The sequence below is a fragment of the Mucilaginibacter flavidus genome (assembly GCF_024055575.1).
Taxonomy (GTDB): Bacteria; Bacteroidota; Bacteroidia; order Sphingobacteriales; family Sphingobacteriaceae; genus Mucilaginibacter; species Mucilaginibacter flavidus.
Genome location: NZ_JAMXOE010000005.1, coordinates 66,906 through 89,162 on the forward strand (window position 1 = coordinate 66,906; position 22,257 = coordinate 89,162).

At 46.1% G+C, this 22,257-nt stretch carries 15 protein-coding genes; 4 read left to right on the plus strand and 11 right to left on the minus strand.

Annotation, left to right across the window (positions count from 1 at the left end; all coding sequences use genetic code 11):
- Positions 1 to 5 precede the first annotated feature (5 nt).
- On the minus strand, positions 6 to 1,508 hold the full coding sequence (locus NAF19_RS10720) for an aldehyde dehydrogenase family protein (protein WP_305884789.1): 1,503 nt from the start codon (positions 1,506 to 1,508) through the stop codon (positions 6 to 8).
- 111 nt (positions 1,509 to 1,619) lie between these two features.
- Here NAF19_RS10720 and NAF19_RS10725 point away from each other — a divergent pair, with 111 nt between their 5' ends.
- Entirely contained in the window at positions 1,620 to 2,594 is a 975-nt protein-coding gene (locus NAF19_RS10725) for an AraC family transcriptional regulator (protein ID WP_252790040.1), read from the plus strand.
- 564 nt (positions 2,595 to 3,158) lie between these two features.
- Here NAF19_RS10725 and leuB read toward each other — a convergent pair.
- From leuB to ilvD, 10 genes are all read right to left on the minus strand, one after another.
- Complete coding sequence (gene leuB / locus NAF19_RS10730) at positions 3,159 to 4,217, minus strand: 3-isopropylmalate dehydrogenase (protein ID WP_252790041.1); 1,059 nt, start codon at positions 4,215 to 4,217, stop codon at positions 3,159 to 3,161.
- A 473-nt stretch (positions 4,218 to 4,690) separates the two neighbouring features.
- On the minus strand, positions 4,691 to 6,208 hold the full coding sequence (locus NAF19_RS10735) for a hydroxymethylglutaryl-CoA lyase-like TIM-barrel protein (protein WP_252790042.1): 1,518 nt from the start codon (positions 6,206 to 6,208) through the stop codon (positions 4,691 to 4,693).
- Positions 6,209 to 6,336: 128 nt separating this feature from the next.
- The gene (gene leuD / locus NAF19_RS10740; protein WP_252790043.1) at positions 6,337 to 6,933 is read right to left on the minus strand and encodes a 3-isopropylmalate dehydratase small subunit; all 597 of its coding nucleotides are present in this window, start codon (positions 6,931 to 6,933) and stop codon (positions 6,337 to 6,339) included.
- A gap of 75 nt (positions 6,934 to 7,008) precedes the next feature.
- On the minus strand, positions 7,009 to 8,415 hold the full coding sequence (gene leuC, locus NAF19_RS10745) for a 3-isopropylmalate dehydratase large subunit (protein WP_252790044.1): 1,407 nt from the start codon (positions 8,413 to 8,415) through the stop codon (positions 7,009 to 7,011).
- A 136-nt stretch (positions 8,416 to 8,551) separates the two neighbouring features.
- A complete protein-coding gene (locus NAF19_RS10750; RefSeq protein ID WP_252790045.1) occupies positions 8,552 to 9,721 on the minus strand; it encodes a 2-isopropylmalate synthase in 1,170 nt (389 codons plus the stop codon).
- Between the two features lie 143 nt (positions 9,722 to 9,864).
- A complete protein-coding gene (gene ilvC / locus NAF19_RS10755) occupies positions 9,865 to 10,923 on the minus strand; it encodes a ketol-acid reductoisomerase (RefSeq protein ID WP_252790046.1) in 1,059 nt (352 codons plus the stop codon).
- Between the two features lie 126 nt (positions 10,924 to 11,049).
- Positions 11,050 to 11,625: an O-methyltransferase gene (locus tag NAF19_RS10760; protein ID WP_252790047.1), complete on the minus strand. Its 576-nt coding sequence runs from the start codon at positions 11,623 to 11,625 to the stop codon at positions 11,050 to 11,052.
- A gap of 89 nt (positions 11,626 to 11,714) precedes the next feature.
- Positions 11,715 to 12,317, minus strand: a complete 603-nt coding sequence (gene ilvN / locus NAF19_RS10765; RefSeq protein WP_252790048.1) for an acetolactate synthase small subunit — start codon at positions 12,315 to 12,317, stop codon at positions 11,715 to 11,717.
- A gap of 94 nt (positions 12,318 to 12,411) precedes the next feature.
- Entirely contained in the window at positions 12,412 to 14,148 is a 1,737-nt protein-coding gene (gene ilvB / locus NAF19_RS10770; protein WP_252790049.1) for a biosynthetic-type acetolactate synthase large subunit, read from the minus strand.
- A gap of 119 nt (positions 14,149 to 14,267) precedes the next feature.
- Positions 14,268 to 15,956: a dihydroxy-acid dehydratase gene (gene ilvD / locus NAF19_RS10775; protein ID WP_252790050.1), complete on the minus strand. Its 1,689-nt coding sequence runs from the start codon at positions 15,954 to 15,956 to the stop codon at positions 14,268 to 14,270.
- A gap of 1,000 nt (positions 15,957 to 16,956) precedes the next feature.
- Between ilvD and NAF19_RS10780 the strand changes: the two genes are divergently transcribed.
- From NAF19_RS10780 to NAF19_RS10790, 3 genes are all read left to right on the plus strand, one after another.
- The gene (locus NAF19_RS10780) at positions 16,957 to 19,749 is read left to right on the plus strand and encodes a TonB-dependent receptor (protein ID WP_252790051.1); all 2,793 of its coding nucleotides are present in this window, start codon (positions 16,957 to 16,959) and stop codon (positions 19,747 to 19,749) included.
- Between the two features lie 7 nt (positions 19,750 to 19,756).
- A complete protein-coding gene (locus tag NAF19_RS10785) occupies positions 19,757 to 20,533 on the plus strand; it encodes a GLPGLI family protein (RefSeq protein ID WP_252790052.1) in 777 nt (258 codons plus the stop codon).
- A 970-nt stretch (positions 20,534 to 21,503) separates the two neighbouring features.
- Positions 21,504 to 22,160 carry a hypothetical protein gene (locus NAF19_RS10790; RefSeq protein ID WP_252790053.1) on the plus strand — a complete coding sequence of 219 codons (657 nt, stop codon included), beginning with the start codon at positions 21,504 to 21,506 and terminating at the stop codon, positions 22,158 to 22,160.
- Positions 22,161 to 22,257 lie beyond the last annotated feature (97 nt).

Genomic DNA, 22,257 nt, shown 5'->3' on the forward strand with positions numbered 1-22,257 from the left:
AGATGCTAAAAAAAGCCCAGCTTGTTTTTATTGTATGATATCAGCATGTTTTTTGTTTGGCGATAGTGGCCCAGCATCATTTTGTGGTTTTCGCGGCCAAAGCCTGATTTTTTGTAACCGCCAAATGGTGCGTGGGCAGGATAAGCATGATAGTTGTTTACCCAAACCCTACCGGCTTGTATGGCACGCGGTACCTGGTAAATTTCGTGTGCGTCCCGGGTCCACACGCCGGCTCCAAGTCCGTATAAGGTATCGTTGGCAATGGCAATGGCTTCTTCGGTAGTTTTAAAGGTGGTAACGCAGGCAACAGGACCAAAAATTTCTTCCTGGAAAATGCGCATTTTGTTATGACCCTTAAACAGGGTTGGCTGAATATAATAGCCGCCGCCAAGTTCGCCGTCCAATTTTTTTACCTCGCCGCCACACAATACTTCCGCCCCTTCTTCGCGGCCAATTTTAAGGTACGATTGTATTTTTTCGTACTGATCGTTCGATGCCTGGGCGCCCATCATGGTATCGCCGTCAAGCGGATTGCCCATTTTTATGGCGTTTGTACGCTCAATTACCCGCGACATAAACTTATCGTAAATGTTTTCGTGCACCAGAATACGCGACGGGCAGGTGCAAACTTCGCCCTGGTTTAAGGCAAACAAAACGGCACCCTCAATGGCCTTGTCGAAAAATTCATCATCGGCGGCACCTACCGATTCAAGGAAAATATTTGGCGATTTGCCGCCAAGTTCCATGGTTACGGGTATCAGGTTTTCTGAGGCGTACTGCATAATTAAACGACCGGTTGTTGTTTCGCCCGTAAACGAGACCTTGGCAATGCGCGGCGACGATGCCAGCGGCTTTCCTGCCTCAGGGCCGAAACCAGTAACAATATTTAATACGCCCGGAGGCAATATATCCTGTATCAGCTCCATCAGCACCATTATTGATGTTGGCGTTTGCTCGGCGGGTTTTACCACGCAGCAGTTGCCGGCGGCAAGGGCGGGAGCAATTTTCCAGGTAGCCATCAGTAAGGGGAAGTTCCACGGGATAATCTGGCCAACCACGCCAATAGGCTCGTGCAGGCAAATGCTTACGGTGTATTCGTCATGCTCGGATATACCGCCTTCTTCGGCACGGATTACCCCGGCAAAGTAGCGGAAGTGGTCTATCACCAAAGGTAAATCGGCAGCCCTTGTTTCGCGGATGGCCTTGCCATTGTCAATACACTCAACAATTGCCAGGTATTCGAGATTAGCTTCAATAACATCAGCAATTTTATTAAGCAGCGATGCCCGGTATGCCGCTGACGATTTACCCCAGGTTGCAAATGCGGCGTGGGCGGCATCCAAAGCAAGTTCAATATCTTCCTTGCTCGAACGGGCCGCGAGTGTAAACGCCTTACCATCAATAGGCGAAATGTTTTCAAAGTATTCGCCTTTAACCGGCGGCACAAATTTGCCGCCAATAAAATTGCCGTACTTTTCTTTAAAAGCTGGTTTTGCAGGAATGCTCATGTTTTTTAAGTTTTAATTGGTGGCACTAATTTAGGTTTACCACAAACGGGGCATTTGCACGATGGTATCAAATGGTAGCACAATGGTATCAATTTTTATAAGTTATTGTAAATGAACAATAGTATACCTAATTTGTACTCGGGTAGCCCGCAACCAATTATTATGACCAATAAAAGCCTGGTATTGCCCCTGGCGCTTTCAAACCGCAAGGAAATAAGTACGCTTGTTGAAAACAGGAAGGCCTATACTTTGAACCAGTGCGAGCTTAATATTTTTGAAACCTACCAGCGCAGCGAGCTGGTGCCGCTCACTTTTAGCGACCTGGTAATTACCAGCATGCTGCGCGGCAAAAAGGTAATGCATTTGTTTGATCAGCCGGGATTTGATTACCTGCCCGGCGAAACGGTGATAGTGCCGCCAAACATCACGATGAAGATTGATTTCCCGGAGGCAACGGCCAACCAGCCCTCGCAATGCACGGCGCTGGCCATAAACCAGCAGGAAATAATGAGCACGTTGGATTTTTTAAACGAAAATTATCCCCGCGAAGACAACCGCACGTGGAAACTGAACTATAACCAGTTCCATTTTTTTAATAATTACGAGCTAGCCCAACTCATCAATAAGCTAATCCGCATCAGCACCGGGGATGCTTTGACTAAAGATGTGTTAGCCAATCTTACCCTAAAGGAACTGCTGATACGCATTATGCAGATGCAAAACCTGCACGAGGTAAACACCAACATGCACGAGTTGTCGCAAAGCAGCAGGTTTGCTTATGTCGTTGAGTATATCCGGATTCATCTTACTGAAAAACTGAATATCGATGCGCTTAGCCAGATGGCATTTATGAGCAAGCCCAGCTTTTTCCGGGCGTTTAAGCATGAGCTGGGGATATCGCCGGTTGATTATATTATTAAGGAAAGGATACAGTTTGCCAAGCAGTTGATGAATAATCCATATAACAGCATATCCGAAGCATGCTTTAAAGCTGGTTTTAATAACCTGAATTACTTTAGCAGGGCGTTTAAGAAGATTGAAGGGATAACGCCGAGTTTGTATAAGTCGGGAATAAGAAATGCCTGAAGCGATTACTCACTCAAGACACCAAAATTCCTTTTTGTCGTTCTGAGTGTCCATTTGGATTTCCGTAAAAAACATTGTGATGACGTAATGGATAGCTTCGAAGTCATATTTCTTCTTAGAACCTATAGCTCACCCCGCTCAATTGCCGCGGAGGCTGTTACTTTTGTCTTGATACAAAAGTAACCAAAAAATCAAGTCAGCAGAAATGCTTCTTTGCGCTGCAGGCCTTTTACGCACAAAGCCGAAAAAACTGCGGGCTGGAATCTTTTTGCCGGACTACCCCATCCAGTGTAGACCCTGTATGCAAAAATTCCCTATGCCCTGCCCGACGCACAGGCCGGCAGTTTTTTCGGCTTTCGTCCGAAGTTTATCTGCTGACGGGAAACCCAAAGCACAAGATACCCAAACCTAAAAATGAGAATGATAATCAGACGCTTATAAATACGTCATTATAAGCGCGAGCGAAGAATCTTCTATGCGCGATGGTATGACGCATCCCTATCAAATGTAAAAGATTCTTCACTCTGCTCAGAATGACAAAGGTTTTTAGTTCTTCTTTGCTTATTAAACGTTAGCAGCCAGCCAATCGCCAACCTCTGTGGTTTTGTAAGCTTTGTTTTTACCGACTAAATCTTCGGTAACAATTCCTTCGGCTAATGATTTGTTTACAACAGCACGTATTGCTTCAGCTTCTTCTTTTAACTTAAATGCATCTTCAAACATCATAGCTGCGGAAAGCACGGTTGCCAACGGGTTTGCAATGTCCTTACCTGCAGCCTGCGGGTATGAACCGTGTATAGGCTCAAACAGCGAGGTGTGTACGCCTATCGACGCTGATGGCATTAAGCCCATAGAGCCTGATATTACAGAAGCTTCATCAGTTAGTATATCGCCGAAAAGGTTTTCAGTTATCATTACGTCGTACGTGTTTGGCCATTGTACCAAACGCATGGCAACAGCATCAACAAATTCGTAGGTTACTTTTACTTCGGGATAATCTTTTTCCATGTCCTGCACGGTTTCGCGCCACAGGCGTGAGGTTTCAAGTACGTTGGCTTTGTCAACACAGCAGAGGCGTTTACTGCGGGTCATTGCCATTTCGAAACCAAGTTTTGCCAGGCGCTGAATTTCGGCGCGGGTGTAAGTACAGGTATCAAAAGCAGTATTGCCATTATCCAAGCGTCCGCGTTCGCCAAAATAAATACCGCCGGTAAGTTCGCGCAGGATGATCATATCAGTCCCTTCAATGCGTTCGCGTTTTAAAGGCGAGCTATCAATTAACGACGGGAATGTAAACGTAGGGCGCACATTTGCAAACAGTCCCAGTTTTTTACGCATCTTTAGTAGTCCCTGCTCGGGGCGTACAGTGGCTTTCGGGTCGTTATCAAAACGTGGGTGACCGATAGCGCCAAACAACACGGCATCAGCAGCCATACAAACTTCGTGGGTTGAGTCAGGGTAAGGTTCGCCAACGGCATCAATTGCGGCAGCGCCGGTTAAAGCGGGTGTCCAGTTTATTTCGTGACCGAATTTTTTTGCAACGGCGTCAGATACTTTTACAGCCTGGGCAATAACCTCGGGGCCTATTCCATCTCCGGCAAGGAGTGCGATGTTTAGTTTCATTTATATTATTATTGTTATTTTGTCAATCTGAGTCGTCACCGGGTCAATCCCTATAAAATACGAGGTGATTTATGGGTGGCTTCGAAGCAAAATTTCTTCTTAGAACTTAATGTCACCCCGCTCAATTGCCGCGGGGGCTGTTACTTTTGTCTTGATACAAAAGTAACCAAAAAATCAAGTCAGCAGAAATGCTCCTTAGCGCACAAGGCCTTTTACGCACAAATCCAAAAATGCTGCGGGCTGGAATCTTTTTGCCGCGCTACCCTGTCGCTTCACTACCCTATATGCAAAAAGTTCCTATGCCCTACCCAGCACACAGGCCGGCCGCTTTTTTGTCTTTCGCCCGAAGCTTATCTGCTGACGGACACCCATAGTAATCTGCGTAATAATCTAATATATAATTAGTTGTTTATAACGTGCTGCCACTTTGATTAATTTGTAAAACCAATCTCAAATCACCAGCCTCTAATCTCTCAAATTATATTCAACATCTTCTGCGTAGCCTTAATTGCGCAAACAGTTTGGTCGGAATCAAGGCCCCTGGTAACAAACTTTTTCTTGTCATCCTTCCAGGTAATAATGGTTTCGCAAAGCGCATCTGAACTGCTGCCGGGAGCTATACGCACGGCATAGTCAATCAGCTTTGGCAGGCGGCGTTGTTTTTTAACGTACACCTTGGTGAGCGCATTCATAAAGGCATCAAACTGGCCATCGCCCTGTGCATTTTCTTCAAACTTTTCGCCGTCTATTTTAACCGCTATGGTAGCGGATGGGCGCAATCCCATCGAATGCACCAACACGTACGATTCTACAACAACTTTTTCTTCGTAAAGGTTGCTGTCGAGCACGTCCGAAATAATATAGGGCAGGTCCTCTTTAGTTACCGTTTCTTTTTTGTCGCCCAACTCAATAACACGCTGGGTAACTTTCTTAAGATCGGCATCATTAAGCTTCAGGCCCAGTTCCTGCAGGTTTTTTTCGATATTGGCTTTACCGGATGTTTTGCCCAAAGCATATTCGCGTTTGCGGCCAAAACGTTCGGGCAACAGGTCGTTAAAATACAGGTTGTTTTTGTTGTCGCCGTCGGCATGGATACCTGCGGTTTGGGTAAACACGTTGTCGCCAACAATTGGTTTATTAGATGGTATCCTTACGCCCGAAAACGTTTCAACAAGCTTGCTTACCGTGTAAATAGCTGATTCTTTGATGCCGATTTTTACCTCTGGCACAAAATCATTTATTACGGCTACTGCGCTGGCCATGGCCGCATTACCCGCCCGTTCGCCCATGCCGTTTACGGTTAAGTGCAGACCGCTTACGCCGGCCTTTACCGCTTCCAGAACATTGGCGGTACCCAAATCATAGTCATTATGTGCATGAAAATCGAAATGGGTGTTTGGGTATTTGGCAATCAGTTCCTTTAAAAACTTTGCGGTTTCTACAGGTGTTAATACACCCAGGGTATCGGGCAATAAAATCCTTTTTACAGGTTGTTTGGTAATAAACTCAAGGTACTGGTAAACATATTCAGGCGAATTTCGCATGCCGTTGCTCCAGTCTTCCAGGTAAACGTTGGTTTCAATACCATTGCTGTGGGCAAGATCGATCACATTTTTTATTTCGGCAAAATGCTGTTCGGGCGTTTTTTTAAGCTGATGGGTTAGATGGTTCAGCGAGCCTTTGGTTAGCAGGTTTTGAACCTTCACGCCCGATTTTACCATCCAGTCGATAGAGACACCATCATCAACAAATGACAGCACTTCAATACGGTCGGTGTAACCGTTTTCTTCGGCCCAGGTTAAGATGCTCTTAACTGCCTGGAACTCGCCTTCGGATACGCGTGCAGAAGCTATTTCAACCCTGTCGACGTTTAATTCTTCCAACAACAGCTGGGTAATAGTTAACTTTTCTGAGATAGAAAACGACACCCCCGATGTTTGTTCCCCATCGCGGAGGGTGGTATCCATTATCTCTATTTTCCTTCGTTCCATTATATGGATTGTGTAGCGTAAAGAGTCAGGAATCAAGAGTCAACAAAAAACGTTTGGGTTTATCGCCCCGTTTTCGGTTGCTGACTTTCGATTCTTGATTCTTGACTCTTGGTTCTTGATTCTATTTTTTAAAGCGGTAGGTTGGCTGCAAATTCCTCAATCTCGCCTTTGATGCTTTGCAGGTAATCAATATCATCAAACCCGTTAATCATGTTATCCTTTTTGTAGGGACTGATGTCGAATTTTTCAGTGTCTCCTGTTGAAAGGATCGTAATGCTTTGAGCGGGCAAATTAACCTCAATTTCTGTTTTGGGATCGCCAATAACAGCCGTGAAAATCTTCTCGGCAAATTCAGCGCTAACCTGTACGGGCAATACGCCAACATTAAGACAGTTATTCCTAAAGATATCCGCAAAGAAGCTGGATACCACGCAACGGAACCCATAGTCATAAACCGCCCAGGCAGCATGCTCTCTTGACGAGCCGGAGCCAAAGTTTTTACCGCCAACCAAAATTTTGCCACTGTAAACAGGGTTGTTTAGTACAAAGTCCGCTTTGGGGGTATTGTCGGCATTGTAGCGCCAATCGCGGAAAAGGTTGTCGCCGAAGCCAACGCGTTCCGTAGCTTTTAAAAAGCGGGCCGGTATCAGTTGGTCGGTATCCACATTCTCTATCGGAAGTGGAACCGCAGTGCTTGTTATTATATTGAATTTATCGTAAGCCATTGTATTTAGTCATTAGTCATTGAGTCATCAGGTCATTGACGCTTCGTCATTCACCCTCTACTCGCTTTTTACAAATTAAACCAGTTCTTCAATTAACGTCCTTGGGTCGGTAACTACGCCTGTAACGGCGGCAGCAGCGGCAACCAGCGGACTGGCCAGCATGGTGCGCGCACCCGGGCCCTGGCGTCCTTCAAAGTTTCTGTTCGAGGTGCTTACTGCATATTTACCGGCAGGAACTTTATCATCGTTCATGGCCAAACATGCAGAGCAGCCGGGCTGACGTAAAGTAAAACCAGCTTCGGTTAAAATATCCAGCAAGCCTTCTTCTTTAATCTGCGCTTCAACAATGTGCGAGCCGGGAACCAGCCATGCAGTAACGTTTTCGGCTTTGTGTTTGCCTTTTACCAGCGAGGTAAACGCCCTGAAATCTTCAATACGGCCATTGGTACAGCTGCCTACGAATACAAAATCAACCGGTTTACCAATCATGGAGTCGCCTTCGTGAAAGCCCATGTAGTTTAACGATTTTTCGTACGTTGCTACGCCGCCTTCAACTTGTGCAGCATCAGGTATATCGTGTGATATGCCCATACCCATGCCCGGGTTGGTACCGTAGGTTATCATCGGCTCAATATCTGATGCACTAAAGGTTAGTTCCTTATCAAAAATAGCATCGGCATCGGTTTTCAAAGTTTTATAGTAGGCTAATGCCCTGTCCCAGGCTTCTCCCTTTGGAGTAAACTCTCGGCCTTTAACGTACTCGATAGTGGTTTCGTCGGGGGCAATCATGCCACCGCGCGCACCCATCTCGATACTCAGGTTACAAACCGTCATGCGGCCTTCCATCGTCATATTTTCGAAAACATCACCTGCATATTCAACAAAATAGCCGGTAGCACCCGAGGTGCTAAGCTTCGAAATTATATAAAGTGCCACGTCTTTCGGCGTAACACCAAACCCTAATTTGCCATTAATATTAATGCGCATTTTTTTAGGCTTAGGCTGCATAATGCACTGAGTAGCCAGCACCATTTCAACTTCCGACGTACCGATACCAAACGCAATGGCACCAAAAGCGCCGTGGGTTGAAGTATGCGAATCGCCGCAAACAATAGTTGCGCCGGGCTGGGTAATGCCATACTCCGGACCAACTACGTGAACGATACCATTTTTTTGATGACCAAGGCCCCAGTAACTGATGCCATATTCGTTTGAATTTGACTCCAACGCATCAAGCTGATTGGCCGAAAGCGGGTCGGCAACCGGGAGGTGCTGATTAATGGTTGGTGTGTTATGGTCGGCAGTAGCAAAGGTGCGCTCGGGGTATAAAACCCTTATGCCCCTGCTTTTTAGGCCCAAAAAGGCTACCGGGCTGGTAACTTCGTGAATCAAATGACGGTCGATAAAAAGCACATCAGGCCCATCCTGTATCTGGCGCACTACGTGTGTGTCCCAAACCTTGTCAAATAATGTCTTGCTCATTTTATGTTTAATAATTTAATCTCTTTTTCTTATCCCAATGTTATGTTCTCGCCTCACCCTGCCCTCTCCAAAGGAGAGGGTTCTAAAAGCCGTGAAGTTTAAGTCCTCTCCTTTGGAGAGGATTTAGGTGAGGCTTTTATTTCTGTAAAACGCCTACGTTGTTAGCCAGCGTTAAAAGGTCTTCGTCGGTTATATCCAGCTTGCCATCGGCAAGCGTTAAAAAATTCTTGTATGCTTCGTCCAGTCCTGACTTATCCAATTGCTGACCCAGGCGCTCCAAATGGAACTTAAGGGCATGCCTGCCGCTGCGTGCGGTAAGCACAATGGTTGCGCTTGGGAAACCTACATCCTCCGGCCTTATAATTTCGTAGTTTTCGCGATTCTTTAAAAAGCCATCCTGGTGTATGCCGCTGCTGTGGGCAAACGCATTGCTGCCGACAATGGCCTTATTTGCCTGTACCGGCATGCGCATTTGCGTGCGTACCAGTTGGCTAATCTCGTAAAAATTACGGGTATTTATGTTGGTGTGCAGATTAATGGACTCGTGGGTTTTCAGTATCATCACCACCTCTTCAATCGAGGTGTTGCCGGCGCGTTCGCCGATTCCGTTTATGGTGCCTTCTATCTGGCGGGCGCCATTTTGAAGACCTGCTATGGAGTTTGCAGTGGCCAGTCCTAAATCGTTATGGCAATGCACCGAAATAATTGCCTTGTCGATATTTTGCACGTTTTCTTTAAGGAAACGTATTTTATCACCGTATTGGTTAGGCAGGCAATAACCGTTAGTGTCAGGAATATTGACCACGGTTGCGCCTGCCGCGATGACCGCCTCAACCATTTGCGCTAAATAATGTATATCTGCACGACCCGCATCTTCAGCGTAAAACTCTATGTCCTCAACAAAACGCTTCGCATATTTAACGGCGTCAACAGCGCGAACCAATATTTCTTCGCGGGTGCTGTTAAACTTGGTTTTTATATGCATGTCTGACGAGCCTATACCGGTATGGATACGCGGATGCTTAGCATATTTAAGCGACTCAACCGCCACATCAATATCGCCTTTATTTGCGCGCGTAAGGGCACAAACCGTAGGATTGTTCACAGCTTTTGATATTTCTACCACGCTCTGGAAATCCCCCGGGCTCGATACAGGGAAGCCGGCTTCAATTATATCAACACCCAATGCCTCCAGTTCCCTGGCTATCTCTATTTTTTCGGGGGTCGTCAACTGGCAGCCCGGTACCTGCTCGCCATCGCGAAGCGTGGTATCAAAAACATAAACGCGGTTTGGATCGTGTAACATAGTATCTTAATTTGAGATGGCAGCTCCGGATTGAAAAACCCTTTACTGTCATCGGTTAATGCTTATCTATTTCAATAGCGATGGGTTTTAAACCCATCGCTATGTTTTATTTTTTCTATTCCCCCTTCAGGGGGTTAGGGGGCTTACGCTTCTACAACCTGGTTTTCAGGGCGTAAGCTGCGTACAGTTTTGCCAGCCTGCCACATTTCGCTTTCGCGCAGTTCTTTCAGTTCGGCATCCAGTTTCTCGCGGTAGTCAGGTTTGCTGTTGCTGTCGATTGATTTTTGCGACTCAACACCTGTTGCCACGCTTTTGTATAATTCTTCAAATACCGGCTGGGTAGCGTCACGGAATTTCTTCCACCAATCCAACGCGCCACGCTGTGCAGTGGTCGAGCAGTTGGCGTACATCCAGTCCATACCGTTTTCAGCAACCAGTGGCATTAACGATTGGGTCAATTCTTCAACAGTTTCGTTAAACGCTTCAGATGGTGAGTGACCGTTTTTGCGTAACACTTCGTATTGTGCTGCGAAAATGCCCTGCACACAACCCATTAGGGTACCGCGTTCGCCGGTTAAGTCGCTAAATACTTCTTTCTTAAAGTCGGTTTCAAAAAGGTAACCGCTGCCTACAGCAATACCCAATGCAATTACGCGGTCTTTTGCTTTACCGGTTGCATCCTGGAAAATGGCGTAGCTTGAGTTTAAGCCGCGGCCCTGTAAAAACATGCGGCGCAATGAGGTACCCGAGCCTTTAGGGGCAACCAAAAATACGTCCACATCAGCAGGGGGAACGATGCCGGTTTGCTCTTTAAAAGTGATGCCAAAACCGTGTGAAAAATACAGGGCTTTACCGGGAGTTAAGTGTTTTTTAACGGTCGGCCATACTGCAATCTGGGCAGCATCGCTCAACAGGTAACAAATAATTGTACCTTTTTCAAGGGCTTCTTCAATTTCAAAAAGTGTTTCGCCGGGTACAAAGCCATCGCTTACAGCTTTATCCCATGTTTTTGTGCCTTTACGCTGACCAACAATAACGTTTATGCCATTGTCTTTTTGGTTAAGCGCCTGGCCAGGACCTTGAACGCCATAGCCTATTACCGCTACAACTTCGTCTTTTAATACTTCCTGTGCCTTTGATAAAGGGAACTCTTCGCGGGTAACTACGTTTTCTTCAGTACCGCCGAAATTTAATTTTGCCATCGTATTTGATTTAATGATTACACCGATTTTTTGATTGATTGCACCGATGCCTTGGTTGTTTTATATTTTAGTTTATAATTTTTTATTCCTCGTTCCGAGACGCAAAGTATTGCGTCTCTACGTCGTTTATTTTTTTGTAATGATCACTATCCCTGTTGCCCAGCCCATTTTTGTTAGGATGATATCCTCGCGGCTATCTAAATAAGTTATTAAGTCTGTTGCTTTTTCGGCGTGGCCGGTAGGCCAGTTTGCCTGGGGCAGCATATCGTCAATAATGTAAAAGCCGCCCGTTTCAACCATGTAAAGCACTTCGTCCAGCAATAAATATTTGCCCGGCCAGGTATCGGCAAAAACAAAGCTGAACTTTTGCCCTGCATTTTGTTTTATCCAGTCGCCACCATCGGTGCAGATCAGTTGCAGCCTTTTGTCAACCCCAAGGTTTTCTTTGGCGATGCTGAGCAACGTTTCATCGTTATCGATAGATATCAATGTTGATTTGCTGTCCATTCCGTCCAGGATCCATGTTGTTGACAATCCTGTACCTGTACCCAATTCCAAAAACTTGCCACCCGGTTTTGATGCCGCCAGTGTTTTAAGCAATGAGCAAGTCAATACTTCTGATGGCATGGTAAAACCACTTGCTTCCGTAGCAACTTTTATAGCGTTGTAAGCCGATGGGTATTTTTGTCTGATCTCTTCCATAGCCCCAAACCCCTAAAGGGGCTTTTTTATTTTAGTTAATTATTTATTCCACCTTCGCTCCCCCTTTAGGGGGCTGGGGGGCTTCGCCTTTACATCGTAAACACTTTTTCCCCTTTATTTAAATATTCGTTCTCTATCACTTCTTCACCTGGTTCCAGCCGCTCAAACTCGCGGATTTTGGCGTTGAAGCCTTCGCTGTCTTTGATAATGGCTACGCGGGCGCTGCGTACAAACTCAATCAGGCCGTAAGGCTGCAAAATGCTGATCAGGTTGTCTGTTTCTTCGCGGTGGCCTGTGGTTTCAAACACGGTGTAATCTTTGCGCAGGGTTACCACGCGGGCGCCGTTTTCGCGCAGCAAACGTTCAACGCTTACCTTTTCGGCAATTACATCGGTCGATACCTTGTACAGCGCCAGTTCCTGCCAGATCACATCCTCGTTGGTGTGGTAGTACACCTTCAATACTTCCACCTGTTTTTCAATCTGGCGGCAAAGCTTGCGCACCACATCTTCCGACTCTGTGATCACTATATTAAATCGGTGAATGCTCTCAATTTCCGACGGAGAGGTATTCAAGCTGTCGATATTTATTTTGCGGCGGGTAAATATTATTGCTATCCGGTTTAAAAGACCAATCTGGTTTTCAGTATAAACCGTGATGTTATATTCCTGCCTGTTTATTTGGTTTTCCATTTTGTTTTTGTTTTGTTTCCCCTTGTGCGGCGTAGGGACACAAAATTTTGTGTCCCTACGTTTTTGCTCCCCCTTTAGGGGGCCGGGGGGATTTTTATTTCAACCTTATTTCCGCAACACTACAGCCCTGAGGCACCATCGGGAACACGTTGTTCTCCTTGGTTACCATTACTTCCAACAGGAACGAGCCTTTGTTTTCCATCATTTGTTTTAATGCCGATGGCAGATCCTTGCGGTCGTCGATCATTTTGCCGGCAATGCCGTATGCTGCGGCTACTGCCACAAAATCGGGGCTCTGGATATCTACAAACGAGTAGCGTTTTGAGTTAAACAGTTCCTGCCACTGGCGCACCATGCCCAGGAATTTGTTGTTAAGGATGATGATCTTTACATCAACGCCGGTTTGCATAATGGTGCCCAGTTCCTGCAAAGTCATCTGGAAGCCTCCATCGCCGATGATGGCAATAACATCGCGCTCCTGTGCCCCAAACTTGGCGCCGATAGCTGCAGGCAATGCAAAACCCATGGTGCCAAGGCCGCCGCTGGTAATATTGCTGCGGGTTTTGTTCAGCGTTGCATAACGGCAGGCCACCATCTGGTGCTGGCCCACGTCGGTTACTATAACTGCGTCACCGTTGGTCAGCACGTTTAGTTGCTTAATTACTTCGCCCATCGTCATTTGCGGCGATGTTGGGTTTAGTTCTGTATGGATAACCGCGTCGTACTCTTTTTGGGTGTATTCGTTAAAAAGTTTCACCCATTCGGTATGGTCGTTGTGGTTAACCAAAGCGGTAAGCATTGGCAGGGTTTCCTTGCAATCGCCCCAAACGGGCACGGTCGATTTTACGTTTTTGTCGATTTCGGCAGGATCAATATCCAGGTGGACAACCTTTGCCTGTTTGGCATATTTATCAAGGCGACCGGTTACGCGGTCATCAAAACGCATGCCTATAGCAATTAATACATCGCACTCGTTGGTTAATACATTCGGGCCATAATTGCCATGCATACCCAGCATTCCCACGTTTAACGGGTGGCCTGTTGGTATAGCGCCTGCACCAAGGATTGTCCATGCCGCGGGGATACCGCTTTTCTCCACAAATGCCTTAAACTCCTGCTCGGCGCTGCCTAATATTACGCCCTGTCCCCATATAATAAATGGTTTTTTAGCGCTGTTGATCAGTTCGGCCGCCTCTTTGATGTATTGCGGCCTAACGATTGGTTTGGGGCGATAGCTGCGGATATGATCGCAGGGGGTATAGCCTTTGTACTCAAATTTTTGTATCTGCGCGTTTTTTGTAATGTCGATCAATACCGGGCCCGGCCTGCCGGTCCTGGCAATATAAAAGGCCTTGGCAATAGCTTCGGGGATTTCGTTTGCATCAGTTACCTGGTAGTTCCACTTGGTAACGGGGGTGGTAATGTTAATCACATCCGTTTCCTGGAAAGCATCGGTACCCAGCAAGTGCGCAAACACCTGGCCGGTAATGCATACTAAAGGTGTGCTGTCAATCTGTGCATCGGCCAAACCGGTAACCAGGTTTGTAGCGCCGGGACCGCTGGTAGCAAACACCACGCCCACCTTGCCCGATGTGCGCGCATAGCCCTGGCCGGCATGAATACCGCCCTGCTCGTGGCGCACCAATATGTGGTTTAATTTATCGCTATAATCGTATAAAGCATCATAGATGGGCATAATTGCGCCACCCGGATAGCCAAATATAGTATCCACACCTTCAATAATCAAAGCATCAAGCAAAGCCTGCGAACCCGTTAGCTCAATGGCTGCCTTTTGTTCCGGTGCGGTTAATGTTTCCTGTGCAACTTCCATAGTGCCCCCCAACCCCCTAAAGGGGGAGTTTTTAAGACCTCCTTACGGAAGTCATTGTTATTTAATATTTTTTTCTACTCTCTGCTATTCACCTCCTGCTCCCCTTTAGGGGCTGGGGGCTACATCTCATCCGTAACACAACCTTCGGCGGCTGTGGTGACGGTTTTGGCGTACCTGTATAGCAAGCCTTTGGTAACTTTTAACTTTGGCTGAACCCAGGCGGCCTTGCGGGCTGCCATTTCTTCGTCTGATAGAATTACATTGATCTTGTTTGTAGTCGCATCAATAATAATTTTATCCTCGTCTTTTATTAAGGCTATGGCACCGCCATCAAAAGCTTCGGGGGTGATGTGGCCTACCACAAAACCGTGTGTTCCGCCGCTAAAACGACCGTCGGTAATCAGTGCTACCGAGCTGCCTAAACCTGCGCCGAAAATGGCTGATGTTGGCTTAAGCATTTCGGGCATACCGGGTGCGCCTTTAGGGCCTACGTTGCGGATAACCACCACATCACCTTTTTTGACTCGACCGCTTTGTATGCCGGCTATCAATTCAAATTCACCGTCGAAAACGCGGGCCGGGCCTTCAAAATGGGTGCCCTCTTTACCGCTTATCTTGGCTACGCTGCCACCTTCGGCAATATTGCCGTAAAGTATCTGCAAGTGCCCGGTAGCCTTTATCGGCTTTTCAACCGGCCATATTATTTTTTGAGTTTCAAATTCAATTTCAGGTACATCGGCCATGTTTTCGGCAATGGTTTTACCGGTAACGGTTAGGCAATCGCCGTGCAGCCAGCCTTGTTTCAGGCAATATTTCATTACCGCAGGCACACCGCCGATGTTATGCAGGTCCTCCATCATGTATTTGCCGCTTGGCTTCATGTCGGCCAGTACGGGTATGCGGTTGCTTACCGCCTGGAAATCGTCCTGCGTAACTCTAACGCCAACGCTTTTGGCCATTGCTATCATGTGCAAAACGGCGTTGGTGCTACCGCCCAATACCATAATTACCACCATGGCATTTTCAAATGCTTCGCGGGTCATGATATCGCTTGGCTTGATATCTTTTTCCAGTAATATTTTAATGGCTTTGCCTGCTGCCAGGCATTCCGCTTTTTTCTCGTCGCTTAACGCAGGGTTGGATGACGAGTAAGGCAGGCTCATGCCCAATGCCTCAATAGCGGCAGCCATAGTGTTGGCGGTATAGATACCACCGCAGGCGCCTGCGCTGGGACAAGCATTTTTTATAACACCCATAAAATCCTCAGGACTGATGGTGCCGGCCATTTTTTGACCCAAAGCCTCAAACGCAGAAACAATGTTCAGGTCCTCACCTTTCCAATGACCGGGTTTTATGGTACCGCCATATACCATTATCGACGGGCGGTTTAACCTGCCCATAGCCATAATGGAGCCCGGCATGTTTTTGTCGCAGCCCGGCAAGGTGATCAGCCCGTCGTAATATTGTGCGCCGGTTACGGCTTCAATCGAGTCGGCAATTACATCGCGGCTTACCAGCGAGTAGCGCATACCTTCAGTGCCGTTGCTCATGCCGTCGCTTACGCCAATGGTGTGGAATATAAGGCCCACCAAATCTTCGGCCCAGATGCCTTGTTTAACAATTTTGGCAAGATCGTTCAGGTGCATATTACAGGTATTGCCATCGTAACCCATACTGGCCACGCCTACCTGCGCTTTTTGCATGTCCTCGTCGGTTAAGCCAATGCCGTAAAGCATGGCCTGTGCTGCCGGTTGGGTAGGATCCTGGGTAAAGGTTTTGCTATACTTGTTTAGTTCTGTCGCACTCATATTTTAAACGCCGTTGCCGGTTAAATTTTATAAAAAATGTTATCGTAATTAAGGTTTGTGCTGGTAACACAATTTGATATTTGTAAGGTAGATATAGCCCAAAGGAATAGCAAGCGATTAAAGGAAAAATTTCAATTAGTATTTAATTTTGGATATCATGTGTTTTACAATATAATAAATTGTATTAATTCAAATTAAAGATACAATATATTTTACAATTTATACCAAAGTTCAAAACGGTATACGGTATGTTTTTTATGCATGCATAGTATGGGGGTCGGTTTTCGGCGTAAAATGGGGTGAAGGATGTGCAGATGTGTGGATTAACTGCGTTGAAGCTTCGCGTTTTTGATGTGCGGATGGGCTCTTTAAAACCCGTCTTTGCGAGGAACGAAGCAATCTCTATACAGGACAATCAAAGGACCTTAATGTTGATGGGAACTTAAAGCCGCATCCCGGGTAAGCGTCACGCATGCCGGGGGGCTTCGCAATGCAGTTTATTGGATTAACTCAATGTTTACCCCGCTCAATTGCCGCGGGGGCTAGTCCTTTTTTGTTGATACAAAAAAGGACCAAAAAAAATCAAGTCAGCAGAAAGGCTTCTTTGCGCACAAGGCCTTTCACGCACAAATCCGAAAACGCTGCGGGCTGGAATCGTTTTTCGCAATTTATATTGTTTTTTATTGGCGCTCAAGATGCTTCGCGTTTTCCCGGATGCCCCTTTCTTAAGCAGACCCTGTATGCAAAAATTTCCTATGCCCTGCCCGACGCACAGGCCGGCAGCGTTTCCGGATTTCGCCCGAAGCTTATCTGCTGACGGGAAACCCAAAAAATATGCGGTAAACTAATAGTAGTCCAAAATGTCAGGCAATAATTAATCCACTGACAATAAGTAAATTGCAATTTAATTGCATTGGCGGCACAATAATTAATGTTAATTAATGTTAATTTCTTTCAGTACTAAAACTTTAGTTGTATTTTAGTGCTGTAAGCCTGACACATGAAACTCACAATTTTACTATTAACTGCCTGTTTTTTATCGACATTTTCGGCCCTTGCGCAAAACCCTTATTCCGTTAAAGGATCGGTTTCTGACACGTCGTCGAACTCCAAATTGGTAAACACTTCCATAAGTGTTTTAAACGCCAAAGATTCAACACTTGTTAATTATACCCGGGCAGATGCCGCCGGCGCTTTTTCACTCACCGGCTTCAAAAAGGGTAAGCTGATCTTGCTTGTAAGCTACCCCGGCTATGCCGATTACGTCGAACAGTTTAGCCTCGATTCTGCAAAAACCACGCACAACTTCGGGCACATTAGTATGGTGCTTAAGGCAAAACTGCTGCAGGACGTGATCATCAAAGCCAGCCGTTCTGCCATGAAAATGAAGGGCGACACTACCGAATTTGATGCAAAGGCCTTTAAGGTGCAGCCGAACGCGAAGGTCGAGGACCTGTTAAAACAGTTCCCGGGCATAACGGTGGACAAGGATGGTAAAATTACTGCCCAGGGGCAAACTGTTAGTAAGGTACTTGTTGATGGCGAAGAGTTTTTTGGCGACGACCCCACCCTGGTAACAAAAAACCTTAGGGCCGATATGGTTGACAAGGTACAGCTGTTTGATAAAACAAGCGACCAGGCCGCATTTACCGGCATTGACGACGGCAAGAAAACAAAGACCCTGAACATACAGTTAAAGGCAGACAAGAAAAACGGATATTTTGGTAAAGTGGAAGGTGGCGTAGGAACCGAAGGCTATTACTCGGGCCAGGCTTTATTTAATAAATTTAAGGCTAAAGAGAAGATCTCGGCGTATGCCATAGTTTCGAATACCGGTAAAACCGGACTGGGGTGGCGCGATAGCCAAAAATACGGCAACTCGAACCTGGAAGTGATGGACGATGGCGGCCTGATGTTTACCGGCGGCGGCGAAGATGAAATTGGCGGCTGGAACGGCCAGTACAACGGCCAGGGTATCCCGCTGGCACGAACGGGCGGCCTGCATTATGACAGCAAATTTGATAAAGATAAAGCAACTATAAACCTCAATTACAAAGCCGGCTCGTTAGAGGTAAAAGGCACCAACAATAGCCTGCAGCAAAACAGCCTTACTACAGGTATTCAAAACACCGATGCGAACCAGGCATATGATAACTTTATTTTCCGGCAAAAGCTGGATGGCACTTACCAGGTAAAGCTGGATACCACATCCAACTTAAAAATAATGGTCGACGGTACATTAAAAAACAATAAAACCGACAATAACGGTATCACGAAAACTACCCGCGAAGACGGTTCGGCACTGAACGATAATTACAGCAATACCAGCAACAACGCCCACACCCAGCTGTTTAATGCCAGCGCGCTTTACACCAAAAAGTTTAAAAAGAAAGGCCGCACCATTTCGGCGCTGGTAAACGAAGCGTACAGCAATGCCGATTCGAAAGGCTTTTTAAAATCCGATGCTCATTTCTTTAACGCGCAGGGGGCTCTTGACAGCCTGCAGCACATCGATCAATATAAAACCAATAAAATAAAAAGCAGCATATTAAACGCAAACTTTACCTATACCGAGCCGTTATCGAAGGCATCCTCGTTAATTGTTAACTATGGGCTGGGCGTTGATAACGGTACATCAGACAGGGAATCGTACAACGCCTCGGCTCCGGGGAATTACAACCTGCTTGTGGATTCATTGAGCAACAACTTTAAGCTGAAACAGCTATCGAACCAGGTGGGGGCTTTTTATAATTTCAAAAAAGGCAAGATCACCGTTAATTTCGGCAGCAAGGTAACTGATGTAAGCTTTAACCAGGTTGACCAGGTTACCGGCAACGAGTTTAAACGGCATTTTGTAAACTGGGACCCGCAATTCAGGTTTCAATACAGGCCATCGCAGCAAAAATATTTTAGCTTTAGCTACCGCGGCAGCCCTACCCAGCCTACTATCGACCAGATACAGCCGGTAGCGGTGAATACCAACCCGCTGCTTATCATTATCGGTAACCAGGGGCTTAAGCCATATTTTAACCACAACATCTCTGCCGATTTTAATTCGTACAAAGTTTTAAGCGGGATGTCGTTTTTTATGTATGGTTATTATTCCTTCACCACTAACCCTATCGTTAGCAACCAGGTAACCGACGCTGTGGGCAAAAGCACTATTCAATATGTAAACCTTAATACAAAATCGCCGTCGAATTTCTATTTGGATGCCAACGTGAGCCGTAAAATGGGGAACAGTGATTTTTACCTTGGCTTCAGCGGCAATGTTAATGGCAACGAGGGCTACAACCTGTCGAACGGCGCCCTTAATCATACCAAATCAAACACTGTTGGCGTAAGCTTGCGGGCCAATGAATACATACAGAAAAAGTTCGACTTCAACTTTAGCTTTGGGCCAAACTATACCTTCAGCGGTTCGTCGTTACAGCCGGATGTAAACAACAATGGAAGGGGATTTAATGCCAACGGTGGGTTTACCGTTTATCTGCCGGCCAAATTCCAGGTGAGTTCGGATGCCGACTACCAGTTCAGGGCAAAAACACAAACATTTGCCACCGACTTTAACCGCACCCTGGTAAATGCATCTTTAAACAAAACGTTTTTTAAAGAAGATAATTTAAAGCTGTCGTTATCGGTTAACGACCTGCTGAACCAAAACAAAGGCTTTGACCGTAACGTACAGGGCAACTTTATAAACCAAACCACTTATACTACCATAAAACGGTATTTTATGTTTACCGTAACCTGGGATTTTAGCAGCATGGGCGGAGCCGCCGTAAAAAAATAAAGCAGACATGAAAACCAAGATCATCACAACTATAGCCTTCCTTGTATTGTGCAGCAGCATGCTTTTTGCGCAAAACGAGCACTTTACCGTACATGGCACCATTGAGTTTGAAAAGAACATCAACATGTTCGCCATGATACAAAAGCAAATAACGCCCGAGAATGAAGCATTTTTTACGCCCATACTGGAGTCGTACAAAAAAACACAGCCGCAGTTTAAAAAGGTAAAAAGCACGCTCAGCTTTACCGACAATAAGACGCTGTATCGGCCCATCGTACCTACTGAAACCAACGATATGTTTTTTAGTGACATGGCGATGTCGGGACAACCAAATATTATTTATACCGACCTGGATACCAAAACCACCGCCACCCAGAAAACGGTTTACGAGGAGCTTTTTATGGTGAGAGACACCGCCCGTAAAATTAGCTGGAAAATCACCGATGAAACGCGTGAAATTGCGGGCTTCACCTGTCGCCGGGCAAATGCGCTGGTGCTCGACAGTATTTACGTGGTGGCTTTTTATGCCATAAAGATTCCCGTTTCGGGCGGGCCGGAATCATTTAGCGGCCTGCCGGGCATGATACTCGGTGTAGCCCTTCCGCACGAAAACGTTAGCTGGTTTGCAACCAAAGTGACCGAGATGCTCCCCGAGCCAAAAGCCATGGTGATGCCCAAAAAAGGCAAGGTGGTTACCGGGAAAGAGCTAACAGAAACGCTTAAACAGCTGATGAAAAACTGGGGGCCGTGGGCAAATGCGCAAAAGAAGGCGTTGTTGTTATAGGAGATGGGATTTTGAATGCCTAATGACGTACGGGTAGCTCCGGAAATTTATTTCAAGATTGCACCTAATGTTCACCCCGCTCAATTGCCGCGGGGGCTGTTACTTTTGTCTTGATACAAAAGTAACCAAAAAGTCAAGTCACCAGAAATGCTTCTTGGCGCGCAAGGCCTCCAACGCACAAATCCGAAAACGCTGCGGGCTGGAATCTTTTTGCCGGATGACCCTTTCTGATGCAGACCCTGCAATGCAAAAATTTCCTATGCCCTGCCCCGCGCACAGGCCGGCATCGTTGTCGGATTTCGCCCGAAGCTTATCTGCTGACGGGAAACCCATAAATAAACAATCCCTTGAAAATAGCGATTCCTAAACTGTCCTCTCTCGAACCCGTCGTTGCGAGGAACGAAGCAATCTCTGCGAAGGACAATCAACTTATCGTAATGATGAGGGTTACTTTTTAGCTGGCTGATTGGTAACCATGGGCTTTTGCTTTAGGTCACAGTCGTTTTTGCGCTTTTGGCTATAGCATCTCGCCAATATGGGTAAAAACTTACTGGAGACAGAGTCTCCAGGCATAGTAGTCCGTAGTTTCTAAACTACGGACAGCGGGGTTGCAATCGCACATAACTTGAGAAAGTTGCAACTAAAAAGCGTTTAAAAAGGCCCTTATGCCTCCTTTTTCACAACAGCCGATAAAAAACAGTACTAAAATTCAAAATACATTCAAGCCATTTGAACAATCATCAAAAAGACCGATCAAAAAACTTCTGGCTTTTGGGTCAGCCCCAGCGGGGGTATAACCCCCTTTCTCGCGCGTATGCAGCGCACAGGCCGATAGAGGTGGGGTACATATTTAATTACGAGCGGCCTTAGTAAAACGTTAGATTTTTTGCCATAAGGTCCGTATATTTAAGAGTTCTTTTGCAATAATTAACTTCGTATTACAAATTAATAAACTCCATTACTAATTTATATGAATCCACCTTATCGTTATGCAGCACGTGCAGCAATTGCAAGCGGAGCCATCGGCATTATAGCGTATGTTTTTTTAATTGCGTATCTCTTAATTCGCAGTCAGGATGGACAAAACGGCACTTTACCGATCAGGGTTCATGATTCCTGCGTTATTTTGCAATTTCTATTTTTAATCCCGGTTGTAATTGCATTGTTTAAGCTTATCCAGGCGCGTTCTTCAGATCTGTCCCGTGCGATGCTTAATGCAGGGGTTGGTGCGCTTTGTTTTACAATACTTTTTCTGCTGCTGATTTTCCCTAAAATTATGGCTGATACCTTATATATGTTTCCACAGGGTATTTTTGGTATTTGGCTTATCATAGCATGCTGGCGCCTGCAGCGAATAATTCCGCAATGGTTCCGGTGGTTTGGTATAATCGTTGGTGTTGGATTGGCGCTTGTCGGTATATTTCCCATTGGGTACGCAATTTTTGTGGATAGTGTAATTCTTCATATACCAGCACCATCTGATGCCGAAATGAATAAAATCCCCACCGAAACCACTGCGAATATCGTCCTGCATCAATTTATTTATATCGGCACATTTATAGGCGTATTACCACTCCCAATTTGGACAATATTAACCGGCATAAGATTGCTCCGGATAAAAAATTAATAACCACCTGGTATTTGCATCAAATTCCCCGATTTCGCAAGCCCTTCCTTCGCTGCCGCGAGGCTCACGTCTTATGGCCCGCAGACAGGTAATAAAG